Here is a 21,948-nt window from a genome sequence, read left to right as displayed (position 1 = left end):
CTCCACGGCTTGCATGTTTTCGCTAACGCCTTTGACTGTTGCTATCAATAGCGACGCCATCACTCCATAACCAGACAACTAAAGACCGCCATGAAGTTTATCATTAAATTGTTCCCAGAAATCACCATCAAGAGTCAATCTGTGCGATTGCGCTTCATTAAGATCCTCACAACCAATATCCGCAACGTATTGAAAAACCTTGAGGACGATACCCTCGCGGTGGTCCGTCATTGGGATCATATTGAACTGCGCACTAAAGATGACAATCTCGGCCCACAGATTTGTGATGCTCTAACCCGCGTTCCGGGTATCCACCATATTCTCGAAGTGGAAGACCGCAGCTACACCGATATGCACAATATCTTTGAGCAGACGCTGGAAGCCTACCGCGAAACTTTGATTGGGAAAACTTTCTGTGTCCGGGTGAAACGCCGTGGTAAGCATGAATTTTCGTCTGGTGATGTTGAGCGGTATGTCGGTGGCGGTCTGAATCAACATATAGAAAGTGCCAAAGTTAAACTGACCCATCCTCAGGTAACAGTGCATTTAGAAATTGATCAAGACAAACTGACCCTGATCAAAGCGCGCCATGAAGGGTTGGGCGGCTTCCCGATTGGTACACAGGAAGATGTTTTATCCCTGATTTCCGGTGGTTTTGACTCGGGTGTATCCAGCTATATGCTGATGCGCCGTGGTTGCCGGGTGCATTATTGCTTCTTCAATCTTGGTGGCTCAGCCCATGAGATTGGGGTAAAGCAAGTTGCTCACTATTTGTGGAATCGTTTTGGTAGCTCCCATCGGGTGCGTTTTGTTGCTATCGATTTTGAGCCGGTGGTGGGTGAAATTCTCGAAAAAGTCGAAGATGGTCAGATGGGCGTGGTGTTAAAACGCATGATGGTGCGTGCTGCATCTCAGGTTGCCGAACGTTATGGTGTTCAGGCGTTGGTGACAGGGGAGGCGCTGGGGCAGGTGTCTAGCCAGACACTGACCAACTTGCGCTTGATTGATAATGCGTCTGACACCCTGATCTTGCGCCCACTTATCTCACATGACAAAGAGCACATCATCAATTTGGCGCGGGAAATCGGCACTGAAGATTTCGCTAAAACCATGCCAGAATATTGCGGCGTGATTTCAAAAAGCCCAACAGTAAAAGCGGTGAAAGCCAAAATTGAAGAAGAGGAATCTCACTTTGATTTCTCTATTCTGGACCGGGTGGTCAGTGAAGCTAAAAATGTCGACATCCGTGAAATCGCCGAGCAAAGTCGTGAGCAAGTGGTTGAAGTTGAAACCGTTGCAGAACTGGCGGATAGCGATGTGTTGTTGGATATCCGCGCGCCAGATGAGCAAGATGAAAAACCACTCAAGTTGGATGGCATTGAGATACATGCGTTACCATTCTATAAGCTGAGTTCACAATTTGCCGATTTGGATCAAAGTAAAACCTATCTGTTATATTGCGATCGCGGTGTGATGAGCCGTTTGCAGGCGCTTTATTTGCGTGAGCAGGGGTATACCAATGTGAAGGTGTACCGCCCTTAATGGTGATAGGTTAACGGCTACTGCGCTTTGCCACTCAGGGCTTGCGCAGTGCCTGTTAGCCATTTAACCCGCATCTCATCAGCTTCTAATCGCGATAATCTCTTTTATCGATGCCGTATTTTTCATCCGTAAATAGAGTTTCTTACGAAGCACCTTTTTCACAAAAGCGTCGGTCAACTGCGGGCGCTGGCGATTCAGCCGAGTGCAATAATTCTCCAGATAAAGGGCGGTTCTCTTTTCTATTGGGTATTAGTTATTCACGATAGTTATAAATTCCTGGTGGTAACACTAGCTGCCAGGCAATCTCTTCCGCTTTTTCACGCCCGAGCAGCAAAAAAACAATCTTCAACGCAAAATCAATGGATGTTCCTGGCCCTTGGCTGGTCACCAGATTGACTCGCCGGTCATAAACAACGCGCTGATCCATCCATTTTGTCGGGTCGATTTTATCTTTTAATGCCGGGAAACCGGTCATATTGCCAACCGGAAACAATTTGTGGTGCTCAAGCACTAAGGCGGGCGCGGCGCAAATTGCAGCGACCAGCCGGCCCTCTTTATGTGCTTGCTCGACGGTGGCGACTAACAATGGGCTGTCACGCAAACATTCTGCCCCCTTAATCCCGCCGGGCAGCACTACCACATCAAATTTTTGATCTGCTACATCCACCAAGCGGGCATCGGCCAGTAAACGGACGCCGCGTGAGCACGTGATTTCCAATGCTCCGTCACCGGCGACACTGGCCGTCGTGACACTAATACCTGCGCGCACCAGAATATCAATGGTGGTAACGGCCTCGGTTTCTTCACTACCAGGAGCCAGGCAAACCAGCGCCGATACGCTCATACTCATTTTCCTTACGTTTAATTAAGTCATACAGCCGGGCATTCTCCGGCAAGGTCATGCCGTGATTCCGCGCGCGCCGCAGTAAATAACCAGTAATGTAATCTATCTCAGTGTGCCGTTGGCGGCGCAAATCCTGTAGTAATGATGAAACATTATCAGCGGTACTCTGGATAACATTATTCACGTAACTGAGCAGACTTTCAGTGGAGGTATGGTAGCCCTCCATCTCCATCACGCTGGCGACTTCAGCACATAAAATTGTAATCAGCTCTGGATAGCGCTGTAAATCACCATTGCGGCAGTTATACAGGCCAGTCAGTGGGTTAATGACACAGTTTACCGCCAATTTCTGCCAGCATGCCGCTGAGATGTCATTGTGCCAAGCCACGTCCGGTAAGGCTTGATGCAAGATATCTGCCAGATGGCTGATGTCGGTATCAATGGGGGACATTGGGCCAATGTGGGTAATACCACTGGCGACATGGACAATTGTGTTGCCATCGTGACGTGCCGCATGAGTGGTGACTCCGTGGAGGAAGACATGGTCATCTCGTGGTAATTCTTCCTGTGTGCCCATCCCATTGTGCAGCAGTAAAATCTTACATTCGGGGTTAAGCTTGGGCAGTAAGGCATTGATTGCGCTGGAAACTTGCCATGCTTTTAAGCAAACCAATAATAATTCACTTTTGGACAAATGCTCTGGATCATTCGTGGAGAGATTCTGATTAAATGCCTCGCCACTTAACGTAATGACATTGACTGAACAAAAGGGCTGTGGCACGCGAAGCCAGCCTTGTACATCGTGACCTTGCTGGTATAACGCGGATAACCATAGCTGCCCGAGAGCTCCGCAACCAAGCACAGTAATTTTCATTGAGGCCTCCTTGGTGTGGGCGGAAATTCACTGTTTCTTTCTAAGTGTTATGCTTTGATTATAGACTTTTTGGTCATTAAACGCAGAGTTAGCTGCACATTGGCTTTGCTAAGAACAGGGTGTAAGTTGATTAATTGTCAGCAGCTTGGCTTTGTCTGTTGGGATAAAGCGGTTATTATGCTCGCCATTCATCTTATCAGGAGGAGGGAATATGCCATCTTTCGACATCGTATCTGAAATTGATATGCAGGAAGTGCGTAACGCAGTGGAAAACGCCACTCGTGATTTAGCAAACCGTTGGGATTTCCGTAATGTTCCAGCGAGTTTTGAGTTAAATGAAAAGAACGAAAGTATCAAAGTTGCCAGTGAATCTGATTTTCAGGTTGAGCAACTGCTGGATATTTTGCGTGCTCAACTGAGCAAGCGCGGCATTGAAGGCGCGGCACTGGAGATCCCAGAAGAAATGGATCGCAGTGGCAAAACCTACAGTGTAGAAGCCAAGTTGAAACAAGGCATTGAAAGTGTGCAGGCGAAGAAGTTGGTTAAGCTGATTAAAGACAGCAAACTCAAAGTGCAGGCACAGATTCAGGGCGAACAAGTTCGGGTAACCGGCAAAGCACGTGATGATTTGCAGGGTGTGATGGCATTGATCCGTGGTGCTGATCTGGGCCAGCCATTCCAGTTCAATAACTTCCGCGACTGATATTGAGCTAAGTCAGGTACAAAGGTGGTCATCACTTTTGTACCTGCTTTTGTTTATATCGCGTTAACTAACTCTTCAAGCTGATTGCGATTAGTTTTTTTGGTATCCACTTTGACGTAAGCGCTGCGTTCTGCTCTCACCACTACCGCTTCAGTAACTCCGGGTTGCGCTTTGATTCGCTCTTCCAATGCGGAGTCTTTTACGGCCAATTCTGACAAGGTAATTCGCAGGCTACTGACATAAGGTGGTTCTTGCATCGTTGCACTCACACCAAACCACACCAGCGCGATAACTGCCCCGGCGGCAAACACCATACTTGCCCCTTCCATGCCAAATATCCAGCCGCCTAAACTGCCGCCGATAGCCACACCAATAAACTGGCTGGTGGAGTAAATCCCCATGGCAGTACCTTTATAGCCCGCAGGGGATTCTTTACTGATCAATGACGGTAAGATAGCTTCCATCACATTGAAAGCAATAAAGAATAACTGCACGCCGGCAATAATGACCCACAACTGTTGCCCGGCTGACCACAGCACCACTTCAGCAGCAAATAGCACCGCGACACAGCCCATAAAAACCTGCTTCATGCGGCGTTTAACTTCAGCATAAATAATAAACGGCACGACAGCGGCGAAAGAAACCAACATGGTCACCAGATAGACAATCCAATGCTGGGCAGGCGCTAATCCTGCACTTGCCATAATTTGCGGCAAGGCAACAAAGCTCGACATCAATAAGATGTGCAAGCACATGATGCCAAAATTGAGTTTGAGCAGTCGGCTGTTATTGAGCACTTTGCTCACGCTGCCTTTGACGATACTGGATTCGCGGTTCAGCACATGACTATCAGCATCTGGTACCACCGCCAATGTGATGACAATACCCAATAGCGCCAGTATTGCTATTCCCCAAAACAGGGCTTGTAAACCAAAAGCATGTGTGACGATTGGGCCGACCACCATTGCGATTGCAAAGGTAATACCGAAACTGACACCGATAAATGCCATTGCTTTGGTTCGGTTTTGCTCACGGGTCAAATCTGATAACAATGCCATGACAGCAGCGGCAATCGCCCCAGAACCTTGTAGCGCACGGCCCAGAATGATGCCCCAGATAGAATCACTCAGCGCAGCAATAATACTGCCCAGAGCAAATATCAGCAGGCCGCCGACAATCATCGGTTTACGACCAATACGGTCAGAAACCAGCCCAAATGGGATCTGGAAAATAGCTTGAGCCAATCCATAAATACCGATGGCGATGCCAATCAGTGCTTCGCTGGCACCAGAAAGCGCCATGCCATAGGTGGTGAGGACGGGCAAAACCATAAACATGCCGAGCATGCGCAAAGAGAATACCGTGCCCAGCCCCCAAGTCGCTCTAAGCTCCAGCGGGGTCATTTTATTGTCGTTCATTACTACCTCAAGAAAACATCATGCGCCATTGTAATGATGTTAATAGGGGCCGGTAAATCTATTGATGTTTAGAATGTATTACAGGCGAGTTTTTAGATGACAGCAGGGTAGGGTAGAAATAAAAAATGGCTGTTAGAAACAGCCATTTTTATATCAATATGGTTGAAGTTACCCGACGTAAGTCAGTAACCCGGCCGAGGAAGGTACATTGAAATCAACCGACATCATGACGCTCAATGACGTAATGGCAATGATAGAGAATACAAAGAGTTTTCTCGCCCATACGCTGTCATTGGTTGCCTTATAACCGCGCAATGCCATGCCCAACCACCACACACTCACCGCCGCAGCCACTACCAGATATTTGTAACCGGCATAGCCACTTAGGGTCAGCATCAAGGTTGCGACCATAAAGGCCAAAATATAAAGGGTAATATGGTTTTTGGTGACCGATATTCCTTTTATAACCGGCAGAACTGGAATGTTGGCAGCTTGATAATCCTTAAAGCGGAAAATCGCGATGGCATAAGAATGCGGCATTTGCCACAGGCTGAAGATCAACAGCAAGATCAACGCACCCATATCAAATTGCCCGGTAACGGCGCAGTAACCAATCACCGGAGGCGCGGCACCTGACAAGCTGCCAATCAATGTGCCGTAAACTGATTTACGTTTCATGTAGAGGCTATAAACCCCGACATAAATCACAAAACCAATCACAGCCAGCCACATGGCTAATGGGTTAGCAGCGACATAGAGCAGCAGCATGCCAGCAATACCCAGTACTGAAGCATAAATCAGGCTCACTTTCGGATCGATAAGTCCTTTTACCAGGACACGATTCTTCGTTCTCTCCATGATGCGGTCGATATCACGGTCGATATAGTTGTTAAATACACACCCGGAGGCAACAACTAGCGAGACACCGAACAGGGTGGCGAGAAAAAGGGGGTAATCAATCACGCCTTTGGAAGCGAGGAGAAATCCCCCAACGACAGAAATTAAATTGCCGAAAATAATTCCTGGTTTAGTTACTTGCAGGTATTGCTTAATCATCACATGCAGCTCTTCAGTCAACCATCATATTGATGTTGAGGTTGTACATAATCCAGAGTGAGCCCACAACAACGATTGCGATAATCATAGCGGTGAACAGGAACGCCACCAGATTCCAACGTTCTTCGGACGATCCATTCATATGCAGGAAGTACACTAAGTGTACGATAATCTGCACCACGGCTAAACCGACCACAGTGGCCAGAATAGTCGTATGGGAGGCGGTACCGCTCATCACCATAGCGAATGGAATAACTGTCAGAATAACCGACAGAATGAAGCCAATAAGATATGACTTCAAGCTACCGTGGCTGGCTCCACCGTGAGTCGTTGTTGAATGACTAGATGTTGGATGGCTCATCACATAGCTCCTAACAGATAGACAACGGTGAATACGCAGATCCAGACCACGTCCAGGAAGTGCCAGAACAAGCTCAGGCACATCAGGCGGGTACGGTTCGTTTCATTCAGGCCGCGTTTTGCTACTTGAATCATCATAATGATGATCCAAACCAGGCCAGCGGTAACGTGAATACCGTGGGTGGCAACCAGTGCGAAGAAGCTAGACAGGAACGCACTGCGATCCGGGCCATAACCTTCAGCAATCAGGTGATGGAATTCATAGATTTCCATTGCCACAAAGCCCAATCCGAACAGGAAGGTCAGACCTAACCAGGTATTCACCTGATTTTTGTGGCCTTTGTTCATGCCCAGCATAGCGATGCCGTAAGTAATACTACTGAACAGCAACAGGAAGGTTTCGACCAGAACAAAGTTCAAGTCGAAGATATCCCTGCCTGAAGGACCGCCAGCGGTCCCGTTTACCAGCACTGCATAAGTTGCAAACAATGTCGCAAACAAAATACAGTCGCTCATCAGGTAGATCCAGAAGCCGAAGACTTTCGTCGCTCCTGCATCGTGATGCCCATGTTCTACATGGGCGACGTTATGGTTAGTCAGAGTTTCAGTTGACATGATTCACGCCTGCTTTGCTGATTTGTTCATGATGAAGATCTTCAATGCGCTCCACTTCTGCAACCGGCACATAGTAATCCACATCCTCGTCGAAGCTTTTCACAATCCAGGTCACAATCATGCCGACGAAGCCAATAATGGCCAGCCACCAGATATACCAGATCATGGCAAAGCCGAAGATCAAGCTGAAGCCAGCAATAATCACACCTGCACCGGTATTCTTCGGCATGTGGATTTCTTCGTATTTCGCTGGGCGTTTGTATGCTTCGCCTTTCTCTTTCATATCCCAGAATTCGTCACGGTCAGTCACTTCAGGAACAACAGCGAAGTTATAGAACGGCGGTGGGGAAGAGGTAGACCACTCCAGCGTACGGCCACCCCATGGGTCACCAGTCAGATCACGATTTTGTTCGCGGTCACGGATACTGACGAACACTTGGATAACTTGGCACAAAATACCGCATGCAATCAGTGCTGCACCGCCCGCGGCCACCATCAACATCGGGTGGAATTCCGGGTTGATGTCTTGGCTCAGACGACGGGTCATCCCCATAAAGCCTAGGACATACAGTGGCATGAAGGCAACGAAGAAGCCGATAATCCAGAACCAGAATGCACGGATGCCCCATTTTTCATTCAGCGTAAAGCCGAAGGACTTAGGCCACCAGTAAGTCAGACCCGCGAAGCAACCGAACACCACGCCACCGATAATCACGTTATGGAAGTGGGCAATCAGGAACAAGCTGTTATGCAGTACGAAGTTTGCACCCGGCACAGCTAGCAGAACACCGGTCATCCCACCGATTGAGAAGGTGATGATGAAACCAACCGTCCACAGCATGGCGGAGTTAAGCTGAATACGCCCTTGGTACATGGTGAACAGCCAGTTGAATATTTTCACCCCGGTCGGGATAGAAATAATCATCGTGGCGATCCCGAAGAAGGCGTTAACGTTGGCACCTGACCCCATGGTAAAGAAGTGGTGTAGCCAAACAATAAACGACAATACGGTAATCGCGATGGTTGCCCAGACTAAAGAGGTGTAACCAAACAGACGCTTTCTTGAGAAGGTTGCGGTCACTTCGGAGAACACCCCGAATACCGGCAGAACCAGAATGTACACTTCCGGATGGCCCCAGGCCCAAATCAGGTTGATGTACATCATCATGTTGCCACCCATATCATTAGTGAAGAAATGGGTGCCAAGGTAGCGGTCCAGGGTCAGTAACGCGACGGTCACAGTTAGGATCGGGAAAGAAACGATAATCAAAATGTTGGTGCAAAGTGCCGCCCATGTGAAGACAGGCATCTTCATCATTGACATGCCAGGCGCACGCATTTTCAGGATAGTCGCGAAGAAGTTAACACCGGTCAGCAAGGTACCTAAACCAGAAATCTGTAGACTCCAGATCCAGTAATCGACCCCGACACCAGGGTTGTACTCTTTACCTGACAGTGGTGGATAGGCTAACCAACCGGTTTGCGCAAATTCACCGACCCCCAGAGAGATGTTGATTAACACCACCCCGACGACAAAGAACCAGAAACTCAATGAGTTCAGGAACGGGAAGGCAACGTCACGAGCACCGATTTGTAGCGGCACAACCACGTTCATCAAGCCCACCACGAAAGGCATCGCCATGAAGAAAATCATGATGACGCCGTGAGCGGTGAAAATCTGATCATAATGATGAGGCGGCAAGAAGCCAGCCTCACCAGCGGAAGCAAGTGCTTGCTGGCTACGCATCATGATGGCGTCGGCAAAACCACGCAAAAGCATGACCATGGCGACCAGAATATACATGATACCGATTTTCTTATGGTCAACCGAAGTCAGCCATTCGCTCCATAACCATTTCCATTTGCCGAAATAGGTTAGAGCAGCGACGAGAGCCAGCCCACCCAGAACAATTGCAGCAACGGTAACCATAATGATTGGTTCGTGCAGCGGAACCGCATCAAGTGTTAATTTTCCCAACATCGTTTTATTCCTCGGCTCCGGCGTGAGCGGCGTGTTCGCCCATATCCATGCCCTGGCTCATATCCATACCTGAATGGGTATCATCGCCTTTTTTGTGCATGTTCATATCGCCCATAAACTTGCCAATAATTCCTTTAAACAGCTCCGGTTTAACACTGGAGAAATACTCAACCGGGTTATTTTCGCTCGGTTCAGCCAGTTTATTGAAATCGTCAGTGGTATTCAGGGTGTTTGGCGATTTTTTCACCTGTGCGACCCATTGGTTGAAATCTTCCTGCGTAGGTGTTGCGATCGCAGTGAATTTCATACCTGAGAAGCCTTTGCCACTGAAGCTACTGGAAATACCATTGTATTTACCGGCTTCGTTAGCAATCAGATGCAATTTGGTTTGCATCCCGGCCATCGCATAAATCTGCCCGCCTAACTGAGGGATAAAGAACGAGTTCATTACTGAGTTGGAGGTGATTTTAAAGTTCACCGGAACATCAGTAGGGAAAGCCAGTTCATTTACTGTAGCAATACCTTGTTCTGGGTAGATAAACAGCCATTTCCAGTCAAGGGAAACCACTTCAATGGTGATCGGTTCTTTACCAGCCACTTCAAGCGGTTTGAACGGGTCAAGTTCGTGAGAGGTTTTCCAAGTTATCGTTGCCAAAATAGCAATGATAATGATTGGAACTGCCCAAACAACAAGCTCAATTTTGTTGGAATGGGACCAGTTTGGAGTGTAGGTCGCACTTTTGTTGGACGCGCGGTACTTCCATGCAAAAGCAAACGCCATAAAAATAACCGGAACTACAACGATCAGCATTAAACCGATAGCAGTGAGTATCAGTGTTTTCTGCTCGACTCCGATTGCGCCTTTGGGATTCATCAATACCATATCGCAACCACTAAGCATGACTGTGGCTGCTAATAAAGACAACATACCCATATTTTTAATGTATTTCTTAAGTCTCATCTAACGACCTCAATTACAAAATGGCTCTATTGTCGTTTCATGTGTGCGGGCATTTTACGGGAACGTTGCAGGACTGTAAACATGCTTAAGATTGTGTCAGCGGCTTGTTGACACTTTATGTTAAGGGGGTCACAGATGTTGCCTTACGTGACAATTTACTAATAGCAACAATATGTTGGCGAAAGCGGGGGGCTATAAAGCGGCGGATGTTAAGGAAAAACAACGGTAATTAGACTTTTATTCATGGGAAATACTGATTTTTATTTAATGCGTAGGCTTATTTTATGTAAATAATATGTGATGACGCGGTAAATTAAAATATATTCCAGGGACTAAAAATAGACGTCCCCAGAATCATTTTAGTTAGAAATTATATTTAATTGAATAAACGATACCATCTTGTAAAAAATCTTCGCCTAATTTGTTATAAGCATAACGGTACTGAATACCTGTGGTGAATTGTTTAATTGGTGTCCACCAAAGAGCAATAGCCCCGTTCACCCCGTTACGGCCACCGTTGCCTGCGGCATAGCGCTCAGCCCGGTTGAACTCCAGTTCGTTCCAGTTGGTGATGCTGAATTTTTCATCGAATGCGGTAAAGTCATAACCTGCAACCCAACCGACAACATAACCGTTATTGCCTGAGTAATAGGTCTGATCGACATAATGCAGAGCAACGAACGGCTTCATCCACACCCCCGCAACAGTGGCGTTATAACCAATACCGTACAGCGTATTTACTTCGTGGAAGTTGCTGTAATTGTTACCTTCTGCACTTGGCAAGGAGTATGTGCCGTAGAGGTGCCCATAAAGGTTGAAACCTGAGTCACCCAGATAGTAGCGGCCTGTCGTCTTGAAGGTGTAGCGCTGGTTATCACCCGGTTGTGCTGTTTTTGAATTGAACGGGTTTTCTAAATCAAAGAAGCCGTAGACCTCGCCCCAGCTATAGCCGGCACCGCCTTCTAATTCAATATACGCGAAGTCATCTTTATGCGAAGAATCACCGGATTTATGCGTGGTGCTGCGAGTCCAGTCAAGGTAGTTCATGCTGATATTAGCAAATCCCCACTGGTATTCAGCTTGCACGGCCGGAGCCAAGGTGACCGCCGTCAGCGCGACTGCGCCGATAAGAATTTTACGCATAAATGCCTCTGTGTGAGTGAAAGATGTCAGAAGAAACAAAAGGACACAGTCCTTAACAAAAAGTGCGCTCATCATAGTCTCAGAGCACGAAAGGATAAATAGTTGAAAGTGATATGGATCTCGTTTTGTGAATAATATTTTGCAACTGTTGCTGTAATTTGTGATGAGTATCAATTAAGTGAAGAGAAAGTATTCAGGTGGCTTATCTTGCAAGCATAAAAAAAGCCGGTGCAAGTGCCGGCTTTCTTCATTTAATGAGGTTTATTAAGCTAACTTTTCTCGTCTAAGCGCGAGATAGTCCAATACTCCACCAAATACCATGCCGACCACACTGAGCTGAATTCCACGGAGCAGCAGTATCTCTGCGACATGTGGGGCGGCGGTCCAATCCAACGCATTACATATTAGTAATACAAGCCATGCGGCTAATAATACGCAACCTATCGTCAAAAAGCGCAATGCCCAGCGGTAGGCTGCTTTAAATGCGGTTCTTGGCATAAATTCATCTGTTTTTTGTGTATGTTCTAACGTCTGTCGGCAGATATAGAGCAGTAATAATCCAGGAATGGCCGCCACAATGGAGAATAAATAGAATAACGGCCAGCCATGTGTTTCAACGAACCACCCGGCTATTGGGCCAACATAGACGCGCCCTACAGCGGATAATGCTGATAACAAAGCAAATTGTGTGGCGGAGAAAGACTTATTGCAGAGTGTCATCAGTAGAGCAACAAACGCCGCAGTTCCCATCCCTCCACACAGGTTTTCCAAGAATATGGCGCTGCCCATGGAAAATATATTCTTATCAGTGATGGATAACAGCCAGTAACCAACGTTGGATACCGCCTGTAAAATGCCGAATATCATCAATGCTCGGAATAAGCTCAGGCGCTGCATTAGCAGGCCGCCATACAGCGCGCCAATAATAGTGGCGATTAATCCCAGCGTTTTATTGACCAACCCGACTTCGCCAGCATCAAATCCGACGCCACGGATCAAAAAAGTGGTGCTTAAGCTGGCTGCAAAAGCATCGCCCATTTTGTACAAAACGATCAGTAGCAGAATCAGCCAGGCATTGTTGCGGCCAAAAAAATCACGCAATGGCTCAACGATTGCCTGTTCCAGAGTTTTCGGCGGCGCAATACGAATATCGGGTTCTGGAGCAAATAACGTGGCAAATACCCCAATGAGCATTAACCCGGCCATCAGCCAGTAAGTGGATTGCCAGCCGAGGTAACGATCCGCTATCCACAGTGCCAGCCCACCAGACACCAACATGGCGAGACGATAACCCAACACTGAAACCGCAGCACCGGTACCGCGCTCTTCTGCCGTCAGTAAATCAGTTTTATAAGCATCAAAAACAATATCTTGCGATGCAGAGCAGAATGCAACTATCACCGCGATAGCGGCCAGCCACCATAAATGTTTAGCCGGTTCCATAAAGCCCATGGCAATAATGGCGACAATTAATAACAGCTGGCTAATGATTAACCAACCGCGTCGGCGGCCAAGAAATGAAGGGGTATAGCGGTCCATTAAGGGGGACCAGAGGAACTTAAATACGTAGGCTTGGCCGACCAAAGAAAAAATACCAATCGTTTTCAGACTGACATTTTCAACCGTCATCCAAGCTTGTAATGTCCCGCCAGTTAGGGCTAAAGGGAGGCCTGAGGCAAATCCCAACAGCAAAAGAACAAGAGAATTTCGTTGGGTAAAAAGGTTCGAATAGCGATTGGACATGTGAGACCTACATGCCCCGCCCCATGAGTGGGGCAGAGCATTCTGTTAAGCAGTAATAAAGATGTTAAGCAAACAACAGATTAACGGGCATTCTGCTTGATAAAGCTGCTGACACTGGTGTCTTGCGCCATATCTGCAATAACATCGCTCAACACGGTGTTAACAGCATCAGTGATTTTTTCATTGGTCGCAGTAAATGCACCTTGAACGTTATAGCTGGCACGGTAGTTTTTAACCTGCTTGTTACCATTTTTCGCGGTGGCAGTAATAGAAATGTCTGCTTTAGTCGTGATGTTGTAGCGAAGGTTACCTTCCTGTACATCAGCAAATAGTTGATTTACCACAATTTGTAAGTCAACTGGTGCATTGGTTCCAATCATATAACCGCGGGCAGTCATTTGTTTTTCGAGCACTTCTTGTAGCAAGAAACGCAGATCTCGAGATGGAGTTAACACCACCAGTTGACCATCACGATTTACTTTCGCCAGTGCGGCATCCTGGCGCTGATCAGCGCCATTAATGCTGATAGTAATCCCCATAAGCGTTGGATCTTGAGGTGGCAAGACGACTTTCGGAGTCACATTCAATGTGTTGTTACTGGCAGCACAGCCCGCCAGTATAAAAACAGCCAACAGCGGGAAAAGAATTTTCTTTAGCATGTTCACTTTCTCAATAGTTATGGAATTCTTTAATAATCAGAGCGGGATAGCAGCCATGTTATTTTGCGAGTTTGCAGTTGCGACATCATAGCACTGCGAGTGGCCGGTGGAAGATCCCGATGGAGAGAAATTCACCAAAAAATACGTTTTTCCCCCGAGTAACCCTTCATTTACTTTAAAGTTCTTACAAATCACCTTTTGGTTAATCAGAGAATCAGCTTCTTCATTTGAACTGGTCGCGGTGAGATATTCAGGATATTTTGTATCCAAAATGTTATAAAACAGCGGAAATCAACTAATATTGCAAGAGAGAGTGGGCAGTTTTCTGCTTCAGTAGTGAGGAGAACATGATGATTTTGATTCGGGAACAAATTGAAGAAAAACTAAAAATGGCATTCGAACCGGATCATCTGGAGGTAATTAATGAAAGTTACCGCCACAATGTTCCTGCGGGTTCGGAAAGTCATTTTAAAATTGTGATCGTTAGCAATAAATTTCAAGATCAACGCTTTCTCAATCGCCATCGCGCGATTTATAGTGCGTTGGCTGAAGAGCTGGCGAGCACGGTTCATGCGCTGGCCTTGCACACTTACACCCTAAAAGAGTGGGCTGGGTTACAAGATACCGTACCGGCTTCACCGTCTTGCCGTGGAGCAGGAACATTGGCTTAAGCGCTAAGATTAATTAAATCAGGCTGGATAACAGTAGTCATTCCGGCCTGATTTAGGGTATTAGTAGATGAGAATTTTGCAGGCGGCCCTAGAGCCGCTTGTGTTTCTGTATAGGCGACATCTCCATTTCATTAGTGCGCCACAGGAGTTTTAGCCGAGGGAACGATTAACGCGTGAATTTTACCGCGACAACATTCGCTTGCTTTCCTCGACTCATACCTTGTGCGCCGCTATAATGTCGCGTCTTATTTTTCCGGAATGGTTTCGGGACGCTTCTGACATCTGGGATACTCGGTTCTGTATAATGCGGCCGTCCCGGTTCTTAGAGGATGTTTTCAGAGTTTGCATCATTCCTGAAAGGGAAGTGGTGCTGCTTCGTTTGCAGCTTCTGGAGTTGACCGAGCACTGTGATTTTTTTGAGGTAACAAGATGCAAGTTTCTGTTGAAACCACCCAAGGCCTTGGCCGCCGTGTAACAATTACTGTTGCTGCTGACAGCATTGAGAAAGCCGTAAAAAGCGAATTAGTTAAAGCTGCTAAAAATGTTCGTATCGACGGTTTCCGTAAAGGCCACGTGCCAATGAATATCGTTGAACAGCGCTACGGCGCATCTGTTCGCCAGGACGTACTGGGTGATCTGATGCAACGTAATTTCGTTGACGCAATCATTAAAGAAAAAATCAACCCAGCTGGCGCACCTAACTATGTGCCGGGCCAGTACAAAGAGGGTGAAGATTTTACTTATTCCGTTGAGTTTGAAGTGTATCCGGAAGTTGAGCTAAAAGATCTGGAAAGCATTGAAGTAGAAAAGCCAGTTGTTGAAGTAAACGACGCTGACGTTGATACCATGCTGGAAACTCTGCGTAAGCAACAAGCTACCTGGAAAGAAACTGACGCTGCCGCAACTGCTGAAGATCGCGCAACTCTGGATTTCACCGGATCTATCGACGGTGAAGTGTTTGAAGGCGGTAAAGCGACTGATTTCGTGCTGGCAATGGGCCAGGGTCGTATGATCCCAGGTTTCGAAGAAGGTGTAATCGGCCACAAAGCCGGTGAAGAATTCACCATCGACGTAAACTTCCCAGAAGATTACCACGCAGAAAACCTGAAAGGTAAATCAGCTAAATTCGACATCGTGTTGAAGAAAGTTGAAGTGCGTGAGCTGCCAGAACTGACTGAAGAATTCATCAAACGTTTCGGCGTTGCTGATGGTTCAGTTGCCGGTCTGCGTGCTGAAGTGCGTAAAAACATGGAACGCGAGCTGAAAGGCGCGGTACGTAACCGTGTTAAAACTCAGGCAATCGACGGTCTGGTTAGCGCGAACGAAATCGACGTTCCTGCGGCACTGGTTGAAGGTGAAATCGACGTTCTGCGCCGTCAGGCTGCACAGCGTTTCGGTGGTAACGAGAAGCAAGCTGCTGAATTGCCACGTGAATTGTTCGAAGAGCAAGCTAAACGTCGTGTTGTTGTCGGTCTGTTGCTGGGCGAAGTTATCAGCCAGCACGAGCTGAAAGCTGATGAAGATCGTGTTAAAGCACTGATTGAAGAAATGGCTTCTGCTTACGAAGATCCACAAGAAGTTGTTGAGTTCTACAGCAAGAACAAAGAGCTGATGAACAATATGCGTAATGTTGCTCTGGAAGAACAAGCGGTAGAAACTTTACTGGCTAAAGCCAAAGTAACTGAAAAACCAACTACCTTCAGTGAGCTGATGAATCAGACCACCACTGCGTAATGTTTTTTAGCGCACTAAACTGGATGTAATCTATCCGGTGTTTTAATTGATTAAGCCCGTCGCCTTTGGCTGCGGGCTTTTTCTTTTAGTAACAATAATCCCTCAATAGTATGATTAATCTGGCATGTTTCGCTGCAATCTGCGCTATATTTGAAAAGTGAAATAAAGTACTTAACAGATAAATAATCAATAGGGCGTCGGGATTACGGCAGAGATAGTGGGCGGTTTTCAGGTTAGAAACAGAATTGTTAGGCTAAAAAAAATGTCATTGGGGCTTGAAAATGAATATTAATCCCCCAATTAATCTAACAGACGTTCATATAAGATGTTGATGAAACACTGGCTGATTACCACCGTCGAATGAGTCCGGATAACCGGACTGTTTGCACGCATGAACATAGTCATCATTCCTTATCTCAAGTAGAATCGGTTATGAATGGCGCCAAAGTAAATTCTATTAGGAGACGGTAATGTCATACAGTGGCGAACGAGATCAATTTGCACCTAACATGGCTCTGGTGCCAATGGTGGTTGAGCAGACTTCACGTGGGGAGCGTTCTTACGATATTTTCTCCCGTCTGCTTAAAGAGCGTATTATTTTTCTGACCGGCCAGGTCGAAGACCACATGGCCAACCTGATCACAGCGCAAATGCTGTTCCTGGAAGCCGAGAATCCAGAAAAAGATATCTTCCTGTACATCAACTCACCAGGTGGGGTGATTACTGCTGGGATGTCAATTTATGACACCATGCAATTTATTAAGCCGGATGTCAGCACTATTTGTATGGGCCAGGCATGTTCAATGGGTGCATTCTTGTTAACTGCCGGGGCCAAGGGTAAACGTTTCTGCTTGCCGAATTCACGGGTAATGATCCATCAACCGTTGGGCGGTTTCCAGGGGCAGGCTACAGATATTGAAATTCATGCGAAAGAGATTTTAAAAGTGAAATCGCGTATGAATGAACTGATGGCACATCACACGGGAAAATCTCTTGAAGAAATAGAGAGAGACACTGAGCGTGACCGTTTCCTGTCTGCCGAACAGGCTGTAGAATACGGTTTAGTTGATTCTGTGTTCACCCGTCGTGACTAACGACTTATTTCTGTGAGCCGATATACTATAGTGAATGTAAATAGAACAAATCGTCGTGCTGAAAAAGCCAATTGCGTATTGTTTGTACACTACCCATTATATCGGCTGTCCGTTAAAAGCTAACGTGGCGTACAGAAATAGCGAGAATAGTCTCCCTGCCACACAGTTTCAGGTGTGGCAGATACTGAAAAAGAGGTTTACTGATGACAGATAAGCGCAAAGACGGTTCTGGAAAGCTGCTGTATTGCTCTTTCTGCGGCAAAAGCCAGCATGAAGTGCGTAAGCTAATTGCCGGGCCGTCAGTGTATATCTGCGATGAATGTGTCGATTTGTGTAACGACATTATTCGCGAAGAGATCAAAGAAGTTGCGCCGCACCGGGAGCGTAGTTCGCTGCCAACGCCGCACGAAATTCGTCGCCATCTTGATGATTATGTCATCGGACAGGAACCGGCGAAAAAGGTGCTGGCTGTTGCGGTATATAACCATTACAAACGCTTACGTAATGGCGATACGAGCAATGGTATCGAGTTGGGTAAAAGTAATATTCTGCTGATTGGTCCGACTGGTAGTGGTAAAACGCTATTAGCGGAAACATTGGCTCGCTTCCTGGATGTGCCATTTACCATGGCAGATGCGACCACACTGACCGAAGCCGGTTATGTGGGTGAAGATGTTGAAAACATCATTCAGAAGCTGCTACAGAAATGTGATTACGACGTTCAGAAAGCGCAACGCGGCATCGTCTATATTGATGAAATTGATAAGATTTCACGCAAGTCTGATAACCCATCGATCACTCGCGATGTTTCGGGTGAAGGTGTGCAACAGGCTCTGTTGAAACTGATCGAAGGGACTATTGCTGCTGTACCACCACAAGGTGGCCGCAAGCATCCACAGCAAGAGTTTTTACAGGTTGATACCTCTAAGATTCTGTTTATCTGTGGTGGTGCTTTTGCGGGCCTGGATAAAGTTATCGGGCAGCGCATTAATACCGGTAGCGGTATTGGTTTCGGCGCGACGGTAAAAGGTAAGTCAGAAAAGGCAACAGAAGGCGAGTTATTGAGCCAGGCTGAACCAGAAGACTTGATTAAATTCGGTTTAATCCCTGAATTTATTGGCCGTCTGCCGGTGGTTGCGACTCTGAGTGAACTGAGCGAAGACGCACTGATTCAAATTCTGAAAGAACCGAAAAATGCGCTGACTAAACAATATCAGGCATTATTCAATCTTGAAGGTGTAGAACTTGAGTTCCGTGATGAGGCGTTGACGGCTATTGCTAAGAAAGCAATGGCACGTAAAACAGGTGCTCGTGGTCTGCGGTCTATCGTAGAAGGCGCTCTGCTGGATACTATGTATGATTTACCATCAATGGACAGTGTGGAAAAAGTGGTAGTGGATGAGTCAGTTATTGCTGGTCAATCTGCACCAATGCTGATTTATGGTCAACCTGAAGCGCAAGCTTCTGGTGAATAATTAGCCAAATAATCCAGATGGTTAGTATGACAATGGGGGATTTTATCCCCCATTTCTTTTTCCTCGCATTGTAATCGTTGAATGTAAGACATTCGTCCCCATATACTCAATTACCTATTTAGTGAAACTCGTGATGACTCGTGTTTCACGAGATTCCCAGTAATCTGGTGGAAGCTAAACTAAGAGAGAGCTCTATGAACCCTGAGCGTTCCGAACGCATAGAAATCCCCGTATTGCCTCTGCGCGATGTGGTGGTTTATCCGCATATGGTGATCCCACTGTTTGTTGGCCGGGAAAAGTCGATTCGGTGCCTGGAAGCTGCAATGGACCATGATAAAAAAATCATGCTGGTTGCGCAGAAAGAAGCCTCGACGGATGAGCCCGGTATTAACGATCTGTTTTCAGTCGGCACCGTAGCCTCGATTCTGCAAATGCTGAAATTGCCTGATGGCACGGTAAAAGTGCTGGTTGAAGGGCTACAGCGTGCGCGTATCACCACGCTTTCCGACAGCGGCGAGCATTTTGCTGCACAGGCGGAATATCTTGAATCGCCAGTGATGGACGATCGTGAGCAAGAAGTGCTGGTACGCACAGCGATTAATCAGTTTGAAGGTTATATCAAACTGAACAAAAAGATCCCGCCGGAAGTCTTGGCCTCGCTGCACAGTATTGATGATGCGGCACGTCTGGCAGACACTATCGCGGCACATATGCCATTGAAGTTAAATGATAAACAAGCTGTTCTGGAAATGTTCGATGTTACCGAACGTCTGGAATATCTGATGGCGATGATGGAATCTGAAATTGATCTGTTACAGGTCGAAAAACGGATTCGCAATCGCGTCAAAAAACAGATGGAAAAGAGCCAGCGCGAGTACTATTTGAATGAGCAAATGAAAGCCATTCAGAAAGAGCTAGGCGAGATGGACGATGCGCCAGATGAGCACGAAGCGCTAAAACGCAAAATCGAAGCGGCTAAGATGCCGAAAGATGCGCGCGAAAAAACTGAAGCTGAACTGCAAAAATTGAAAATGATGTCGCCGATGTCGGCGGAAGCCACCGTTGTGCGTGGTTACATTGATTGGATGTTGCAGGTACCGTGGAACAGCCGCAGTAAAGTTAAAAAAGATCTGGTAAAAGCGCAGGAAGTTCTGGATACCGACCATTACGGCTTAGAACGCGTTAAAGATCGTATTCTGGAATACCTCGCAGTACAGAGCCGGGTCAGCAAGATTAAAGGGCCAATTCTGTGTCTGGTGGGGCCTCCAGGGGTCGGTAAAACCTCTCTGGGGCAATCTATTGCTCGTGCGACAGGTCGCCAATATGTGCGTATGGCACTAGGTGGTGTGCGTGATGAAGCAGAAATCCGTGGTCACCGTCGCACTTATATCGGTTCTATGCCGGGTAAATTGATCCAGAAAATGGCGAAAGTTGGGGTGAAAAACCCACTCTTCCTGTTGGATGAGATTGATAAAATGGCGTCCGATATGCGTGGTGATCCTGCGTCTGCATTGCTGGAGGTATTAGATCCAGAACAAAACGTGGCATTTAACGATCACTATCTGGAAGTCGATTATGATCTATCTGATGTGATGTTTGTTGCGACCTCTAACTCCATGAATATTCCGGCACCATTGCTGGACCGTATGGAAGTGATTCGCCTGTCCGGCTATACCGAAGATGAGAAACTCAATATTGCCAAGCAGCATCTGCTGCCAAAACAATTTGAGCGCAACGCCATTAAGAAAGGCGAGCTGACCATCGATGACAGTGCGATTATGAGCATTATCCGTTATTACACCCGTGAGGCTGGGGTGCGTAGTTTGGAGCGCGAAATATCCAAACTGTGCCGTAAAGCAGTCAAAAATCTGCTTATGGATAAAACGGTTAAGCATATTGAAATCACTGGCGATAACCTGAAAGATTTCTTGGGTGTACAGAAAGTCGACTATGGCCGTGCTGACACTGAAAACCGCGTAGGCCAAGTGACGGGGCTGGCATGGACAGAAGTGGGTGGCGATTTGCTGACCATCGAGACTGCGTGTGTGCCGGGCAAAGGTAAGCTGACTTACACCGGTTCGCTGGGTGAAGTCATGCAAGAGTCCATTCAGGCCGCATTGACTGTGGTGCGCGCGCGCGCGGATAAATTAGGTATTAATCCTGATTTTTACGAAAAACGCGATATCCACGTGCATGTGCCTGAAGGGGCGACGCCGAAAGATGGCCCAAGTGCAGGTATTGCAATGTGTACCGCGCTGGTTTCGTGTCTGACGGGGAACCCGGTGCGTGCAGATGTTGCAATGACGGGTGAAATCACCTTACGTGGCTTAGTTTTGCCAATCGGTGGTTTAAAAGAGAAATTGCTGGCCGCTCACCGTGGTGGAATCAAAGTTGTGTTGATTCCAGATGATAACAAACGTGATTTGGAAGAGATTCCAGACAATGTTATTGCTGATCTGGAAATTCATCCGGTTAAACGAATTGATGATGTTTTAGCCATTGCTTTGCAAAATCCTGCCTTTGGGGCACAGCCGGTAGCGTCAAAATAGTGACGGATCGCAAGAAGTATTGATAAAACTGATGCTGGTAAGTGAAATGCTACTTGCCAGCTATTTTTTGTGCCGCTAAGTTAGTTCGTCTGTCTGACAAAAGTTTACGCCTTTGGGCTACTTGCTATGGTCAGGCAGGATTGATATAACAGCTGCGCTGTCGTGTTGTCCGTAGGGATTTTCGGCGCGACGATAGAATTCTAAAGGGGATGAAAGAGTGAATAAGTCACAACTGATCGACAAAATTGCCGCAGGTGCTGATATTTCTAAAGCGGCCGCTGGGCGCGCGTTGGATGCAATTATTGCTTCTGTTACTGAATCTTTGAAAGAAGGGGATGACGTAGCTCTGGTTGGTTTTGGTACTTTTGCAGTACGTGAGCGTTCTGCACGTACTGGCCGTAACCCTCAGACAGGCAAAGAAATCAGTATTCCAGCAGCTAAAGTACCTGGTTTCCGTGCCGGTAAAGGCCTGAAAGACGCTGTAAACTGATTGCCGCGTCAATTCTCACCTGTAGCCGAATATTGT

General features: G+C 46.9%; 19 protein-coding genes. 8 read left to right on the top strand and 11 right to left on the bottom strand.

The genetic code is table 11. The annotated features are described in order from the left end of the window. Positions 1-90: 90 nt before the first annotated feature. Positions 91-1,542, top strand: a complete 1,452-nt coding sequence (gene thiI, locus F0T03_RS16085; RefSeq protein ID WP_145555734.1) for a tRNA uracil 4-sulfurtransferase ThiI — start codon at positions 91-93, stop codon at positions 1,540-1,542. 253 nt (positions 1,543-1,795) lie between these two features. Here the strand turns inward: thiI and yajL are convergent, their stop codons facing one another. Next, the gene (yajL, locus tag F0T03_RS16080) at positions 1,796-2,386 is read right to left on the bottom strand and encodes a protein deglycase YajL (protein ID WP_159679447.1); all 591 of its coding nucleotides are present in this window, start codon (positions 2,384-2,386) and stop codon (positions 1,796-1,798) included. Beyond that, positions 2,349-3,260: a 2-dehydropantoate 2-reductase gene (panE, locus tag F0T03_RS16075; protein WP_145555736.1), complete on the bottom strand. Its 912-nt coding sequence runs from the start codon at positions 3,258-3,260 to the stop codon at positions 2,349-2,351. Before panE ends, yajL begins: the two co-directional genes overlap by 38 nt. Before the next feature lie 211 nt (positions 3,261-3,471). Between panE and F0T03_RS16070 the strand changes: the two genes are divergently transcribed. Then, positions 3,472-3,963, top strand: a complete 492-nt coding sequence (locus F0T03_RS16070; RefSeq protein WP_049607972.1) for a YajQ family cyclic di-GMP-binding protein — start codon at positions 3,472-3,474, stop codon at positions 3,961-3,963. Positions 3,964-4,016: 53 nt separating this feature from the next. Here the strand turns inward: F0T03_RS16070 and F0T03_RS16065 are convergent, their stop codons facing one another. From F0T03_RS16065 to F0T03_RS16025, 9 genes are all read right to left on the bottom strand, one after another. Then, positions 4,017-5,381, bottom strand: a complete 1,365-nt coding sequence (locus tag F0T03_RS16065) for an MFS transporter (RefSeq protein ID WP_159679445.1) — start codon at positions 5,379-5,381, stop codon at positions 4,017-4,019. 168 nt (positions 5,382-5,549) lie between these two features. After that, entirely contained in the window at positions 5,550-6,437 is an 888-nt protein-coding gene (gene cyoE, locus F0T03_RS16060) for a heme o synthase (protein WP_025377411.1), read from the bottom strand. Positions 6,438-6,450: 13 nt separating this feature from the next. Further along, positions 6,451-6,798, bottom strand: coding sequence for a cytochrome o ubiquinol oxidase subunit IV (locus tag F0T03_RS16055; protein WP_005167623.1), 348 nt, complete (start codon positions 6,796-6,798; stop codon positions 6,451-6,453). Then, positions 6,798-7,412, bottom strand: a complete 615-nt coding sequence (locus F0T03_RS16050; RefSeq protein ID WP_019212907.1) for a cytochrome o ubiquinol oxidase subunit III — start codon at positions 7,410-7,412, stop codon at positions 6,798-6,800. The genes F0T03_RS16055 and F0T03_RS16050 overlap by 1 nt, the downstream gene beginning before the upstream one ends. Beyond that, entirely contained in the window at positions 7,402-9,393 is a 1,992-nt protein-coding gene (cyoB, locus tag F0T03_RS16045) for a cytochrome o ubiquinol oxidase subunit I (protein ID WP_145555738.1), read from the bottom strand. Before cyoB ends, F0T03_RS16050 begins: the two co-directional genes overlap by 11 nt. Before the next feature lie 4 nt (positions 9,394-9,397). Beyond that, positions 9,398-10,354 (bottom strand): cytochrome o ubiquinol oxidase subunit II, encoded by a 957-nt coding sequence (gene cyoA, locus F0T03_RS16040; RefSeq protein ID WP_145555739.1) that lies wholly within the window; start codon positions 10,352-10,354, stop codon positions 9,398-9,400. Positions 10,355-10,717: 363 nt separating this feature from the next. Further along, positions 10,718-11,497, bottom strand: coding sequence for a nucleoside-specific channel-forming Tsx family protein (locus F0T03_RS16035; protein WP_129197348.1), 780 nt, complete (start codon positions 11,495-11,497; stop codon positions 10,718-10,720). A 264-nt stretch (positions 11,498-11,761) separates the two neighbouring features. Further along, a complete protein-coding gene (ampG, locus tag F0T03_RS16030; RefSeq protein WP_145555740.1) occupies positions 11,762-13,240 on the bottom strand; it encodes a muropeptide MFS transporter AmpG in 1,479 nt (492 codons plus the stop codon). Positions 13,241-13,320: 80 nt separating this feature from the next. Beyond that, positions 13,321-13,899 carry a lipoprotein gene (locus tag F0T03_RS16025; RefSeq protein WP_145555741.1) on the bottom strand — a complete coding sequence of 193 codons (579 nt, stop codon included), beginning with the start codon at positions 13,897-13,899 and terminating at the stop codon, positions 13,321-13,323. A 350-nt stretch (positions 13,900-14,249) separates the two neighbouring features. Here F0T03_RS16025 and bolA point away from each other — a divergent pair, with 350 nt between their 5' ends. The 6 genes from bolA to hupB all read left to right on the top strand — a co-directional run bounded on the left by bolA (position 14,250) and on the right by hupB (position 21,912). After that, entirely contained in the window at positions 14,250-14,570 is a 321-nt protein-coding gene (bolA, locus tag F0T03_RS16020; protein WP_145555782.1) for a transcriptional regulator BolA, read from the top strand. A 429-nt stretch (positions 14,571-14,999) separates the two neighbouring features. Next, positions 15,000-16,304 (top strand): trigger factor, encoded by a 1,305-nt coding sequence (gene tig / locus F0T03_RS16010; RefSeq protein ID WP_145555743.1) that lies wholly within the window; start codon positions 15,000-15,002, stop codon positions 16,302-16,304. Positions 16,305-16,774: 470 nt separating this feature from the next. Beyond that, the gene (gene clpP, locus F0T03_RS16005) at positions 16,775-17,398 is read left to right on the top strand and encodes an ATP-dependent Clp endopeptidase proteolytic subunit ClpP (RefSeq protein ID WP_004714577.1); all 624 of its coding nucleotides are present in this window, start codon (positions 16,775-16,777) and stop codon (positions 17,396-17,398) included. Between the two features lie 203 nt (positions 17,399-17,601). Next, positions 17,602-18,873, top strand: coding sequence for an ATP-dependent protease ATP-binding subunit ClpX (clpX, locus tag F0T03_RS16000; protein ID WP_145555744.1), 1,272 nt, complete (start codon positions 17,602-17,604; stop codon positions 18,871-18,873). A 194-nt stretch (positions 18,874-19,067) separates the two neighbouring features. Beyond that, entirely contained in the window at positions 19,068-21,422 is a 2,355-nt protein-coding gene (lon, locus tag F0T03_RS15995; RefSeq protein ID WP_004707582.1) for an endopeptidase La, read from the top strand. 217 nt (positions 21,423-21,639) lie between these two features. Next, positions 21,640-21,912 (top strand): nucleoid-associated protein HU-beta, encoded by a 273-nt coding sequence (hupB, locus tag F0T03_RS15990; RefSeq protein ID WP_004392663.1) that lies wholly within the window; start codon positions 21,640-21,642, stop codon positions 21,910-21,912. The last annotated feature ends 36 nt before the right edge of the window (positions 21,913-21,948 follow it).

Origin of the sequence: Yersinia canariae (genome assembly GCF_009831415.1) — a bacterium.
In the GTDB taxonomy this organism is placed as follows: domain Bacteria; phylum Pseudomonadota; class Gammaproteobacteria; order Enterobacterales; family Enterobacteriaceae; genus Yersinia; species Yersinia canariae.
The sequence above is the reverse complement of the archived record's forward strand: the minus strand, read 5'-3'. Positions and strand labels throughout refer to the sequence as shown.

Coding starts and splice junctions, on each gene's coding strand:
- cyoB (WP_145555738.1), bottom strand. CDS start 9,393: ATGTTGGGAAAATTAACACTTGATGCGGTTCCGCTGCACGAACCAATC.
- cyoE (WP_025377411.1), bottom strand. CDS start 6,437: ATGATTAAGCAATACCTGCAAGTAACTAAACCAGGAATTATTTTCGGC.
- ampG (WP_145555740.1), bottom strand. CDS start 13,240: ATGTCCAATCGCTATTCGAACCTTTTTACCCAACGAAATTCTCTTGTT.
- thiI (WP_145555734.1), top strand. CDS start 91: ATGAAGTTTATCATTAAATTGTTCCCAGAAATCACCATCAAGAGTCAA.
- F0T03_RS16025 (WP_145555741.1), bottom strand. CDS start 13,899: ATGCTAAAGAAAATTCTTTTCCCGCTGTTGGCTGTTTTTATACTGGCG.
- tig (WP_145555743.1), top strand. CDS start 15,000: ATGCAAGTTTCTGTTGAAACCACCCAAGGCCTTGGCCGCCGTGTAACA.
- cyoA (WP_145555739.1), bottom strand. CDS start 10,354: ATGAGACTTAAGAAATACATTAAAAATATGGGTATGTTGTCTTTATTA.
- panE (WP_145555736.1), bottom strand. CDS start 3,260: ATGAAAATTACTGTGCTTGGTTGCGGAGCTCTCGGGCAGCTATGGTTA.
- clpX (WP_145555744.1), top strand. CDS start 17,602: ATGACAGATAAGCGCAAAGACGGTTCTGGAAAGCTGCTGTATTGCTCT.
- F0T03_RS16035 (WP_129197348.1), bottom strand. CDS start 11,497: ATGCGTAAAATTCTTATCGGCGCAGTCGCGCTGACGGCGGTCACCTTG.
- F0T03_RS16055 (WP_005167623.1), bottom strand. CDS start 6,798: ATGAGCCATCCAACATCTAGTCATTCAACAACGACTCACGGTGGAGCC.
- bolA (WP_145555782.1), top strand. CDS start 14,250: ATGATTTTGATTCGGGAACAAATTGAAGAAAAACTAAAAATGGCATTC.
- lon (WP_004707582.1), top strand. CDS start 19,068: ATGAACCCTGAGCGTTCCGAACGCATAGAAATCCCCGTATTGCCTCTG.
- F0T03_RS16050 (WP_019212907.1), bottom strand. CDS start 7,412: ATGTCAACTGAAACTCTGACTAACCATAACGTCGCCCATGTAGAACAT.
- F0T03_RS16065 (WP_159679445.1), bottom strand. CDS start 5,381: ATGAACGACAATAAAATGACCCCGCTGGAGCTTAGAGCGACTTGGGGG.
- yajL (WP_159679447.1), bottom strand. CDS start 2,386: ATGAGCGTATCGGCGCTGGTTTGCCTGGCTCCTGGTAGTGAAGAAACC.
- F0T03_RS16070 (WP_049607972.1), top strand. CDS start 3,472: ATGCCATCTTTCGACATCGTATCTGAAATTGATATGCAGGAAGTGCGT.
- clpP (WP_004714577.1), top strand. CDS start 16,775: ATGTCATACAGTGGCGAACGAGATCAATTTGCACCTAACATGGCTCTG.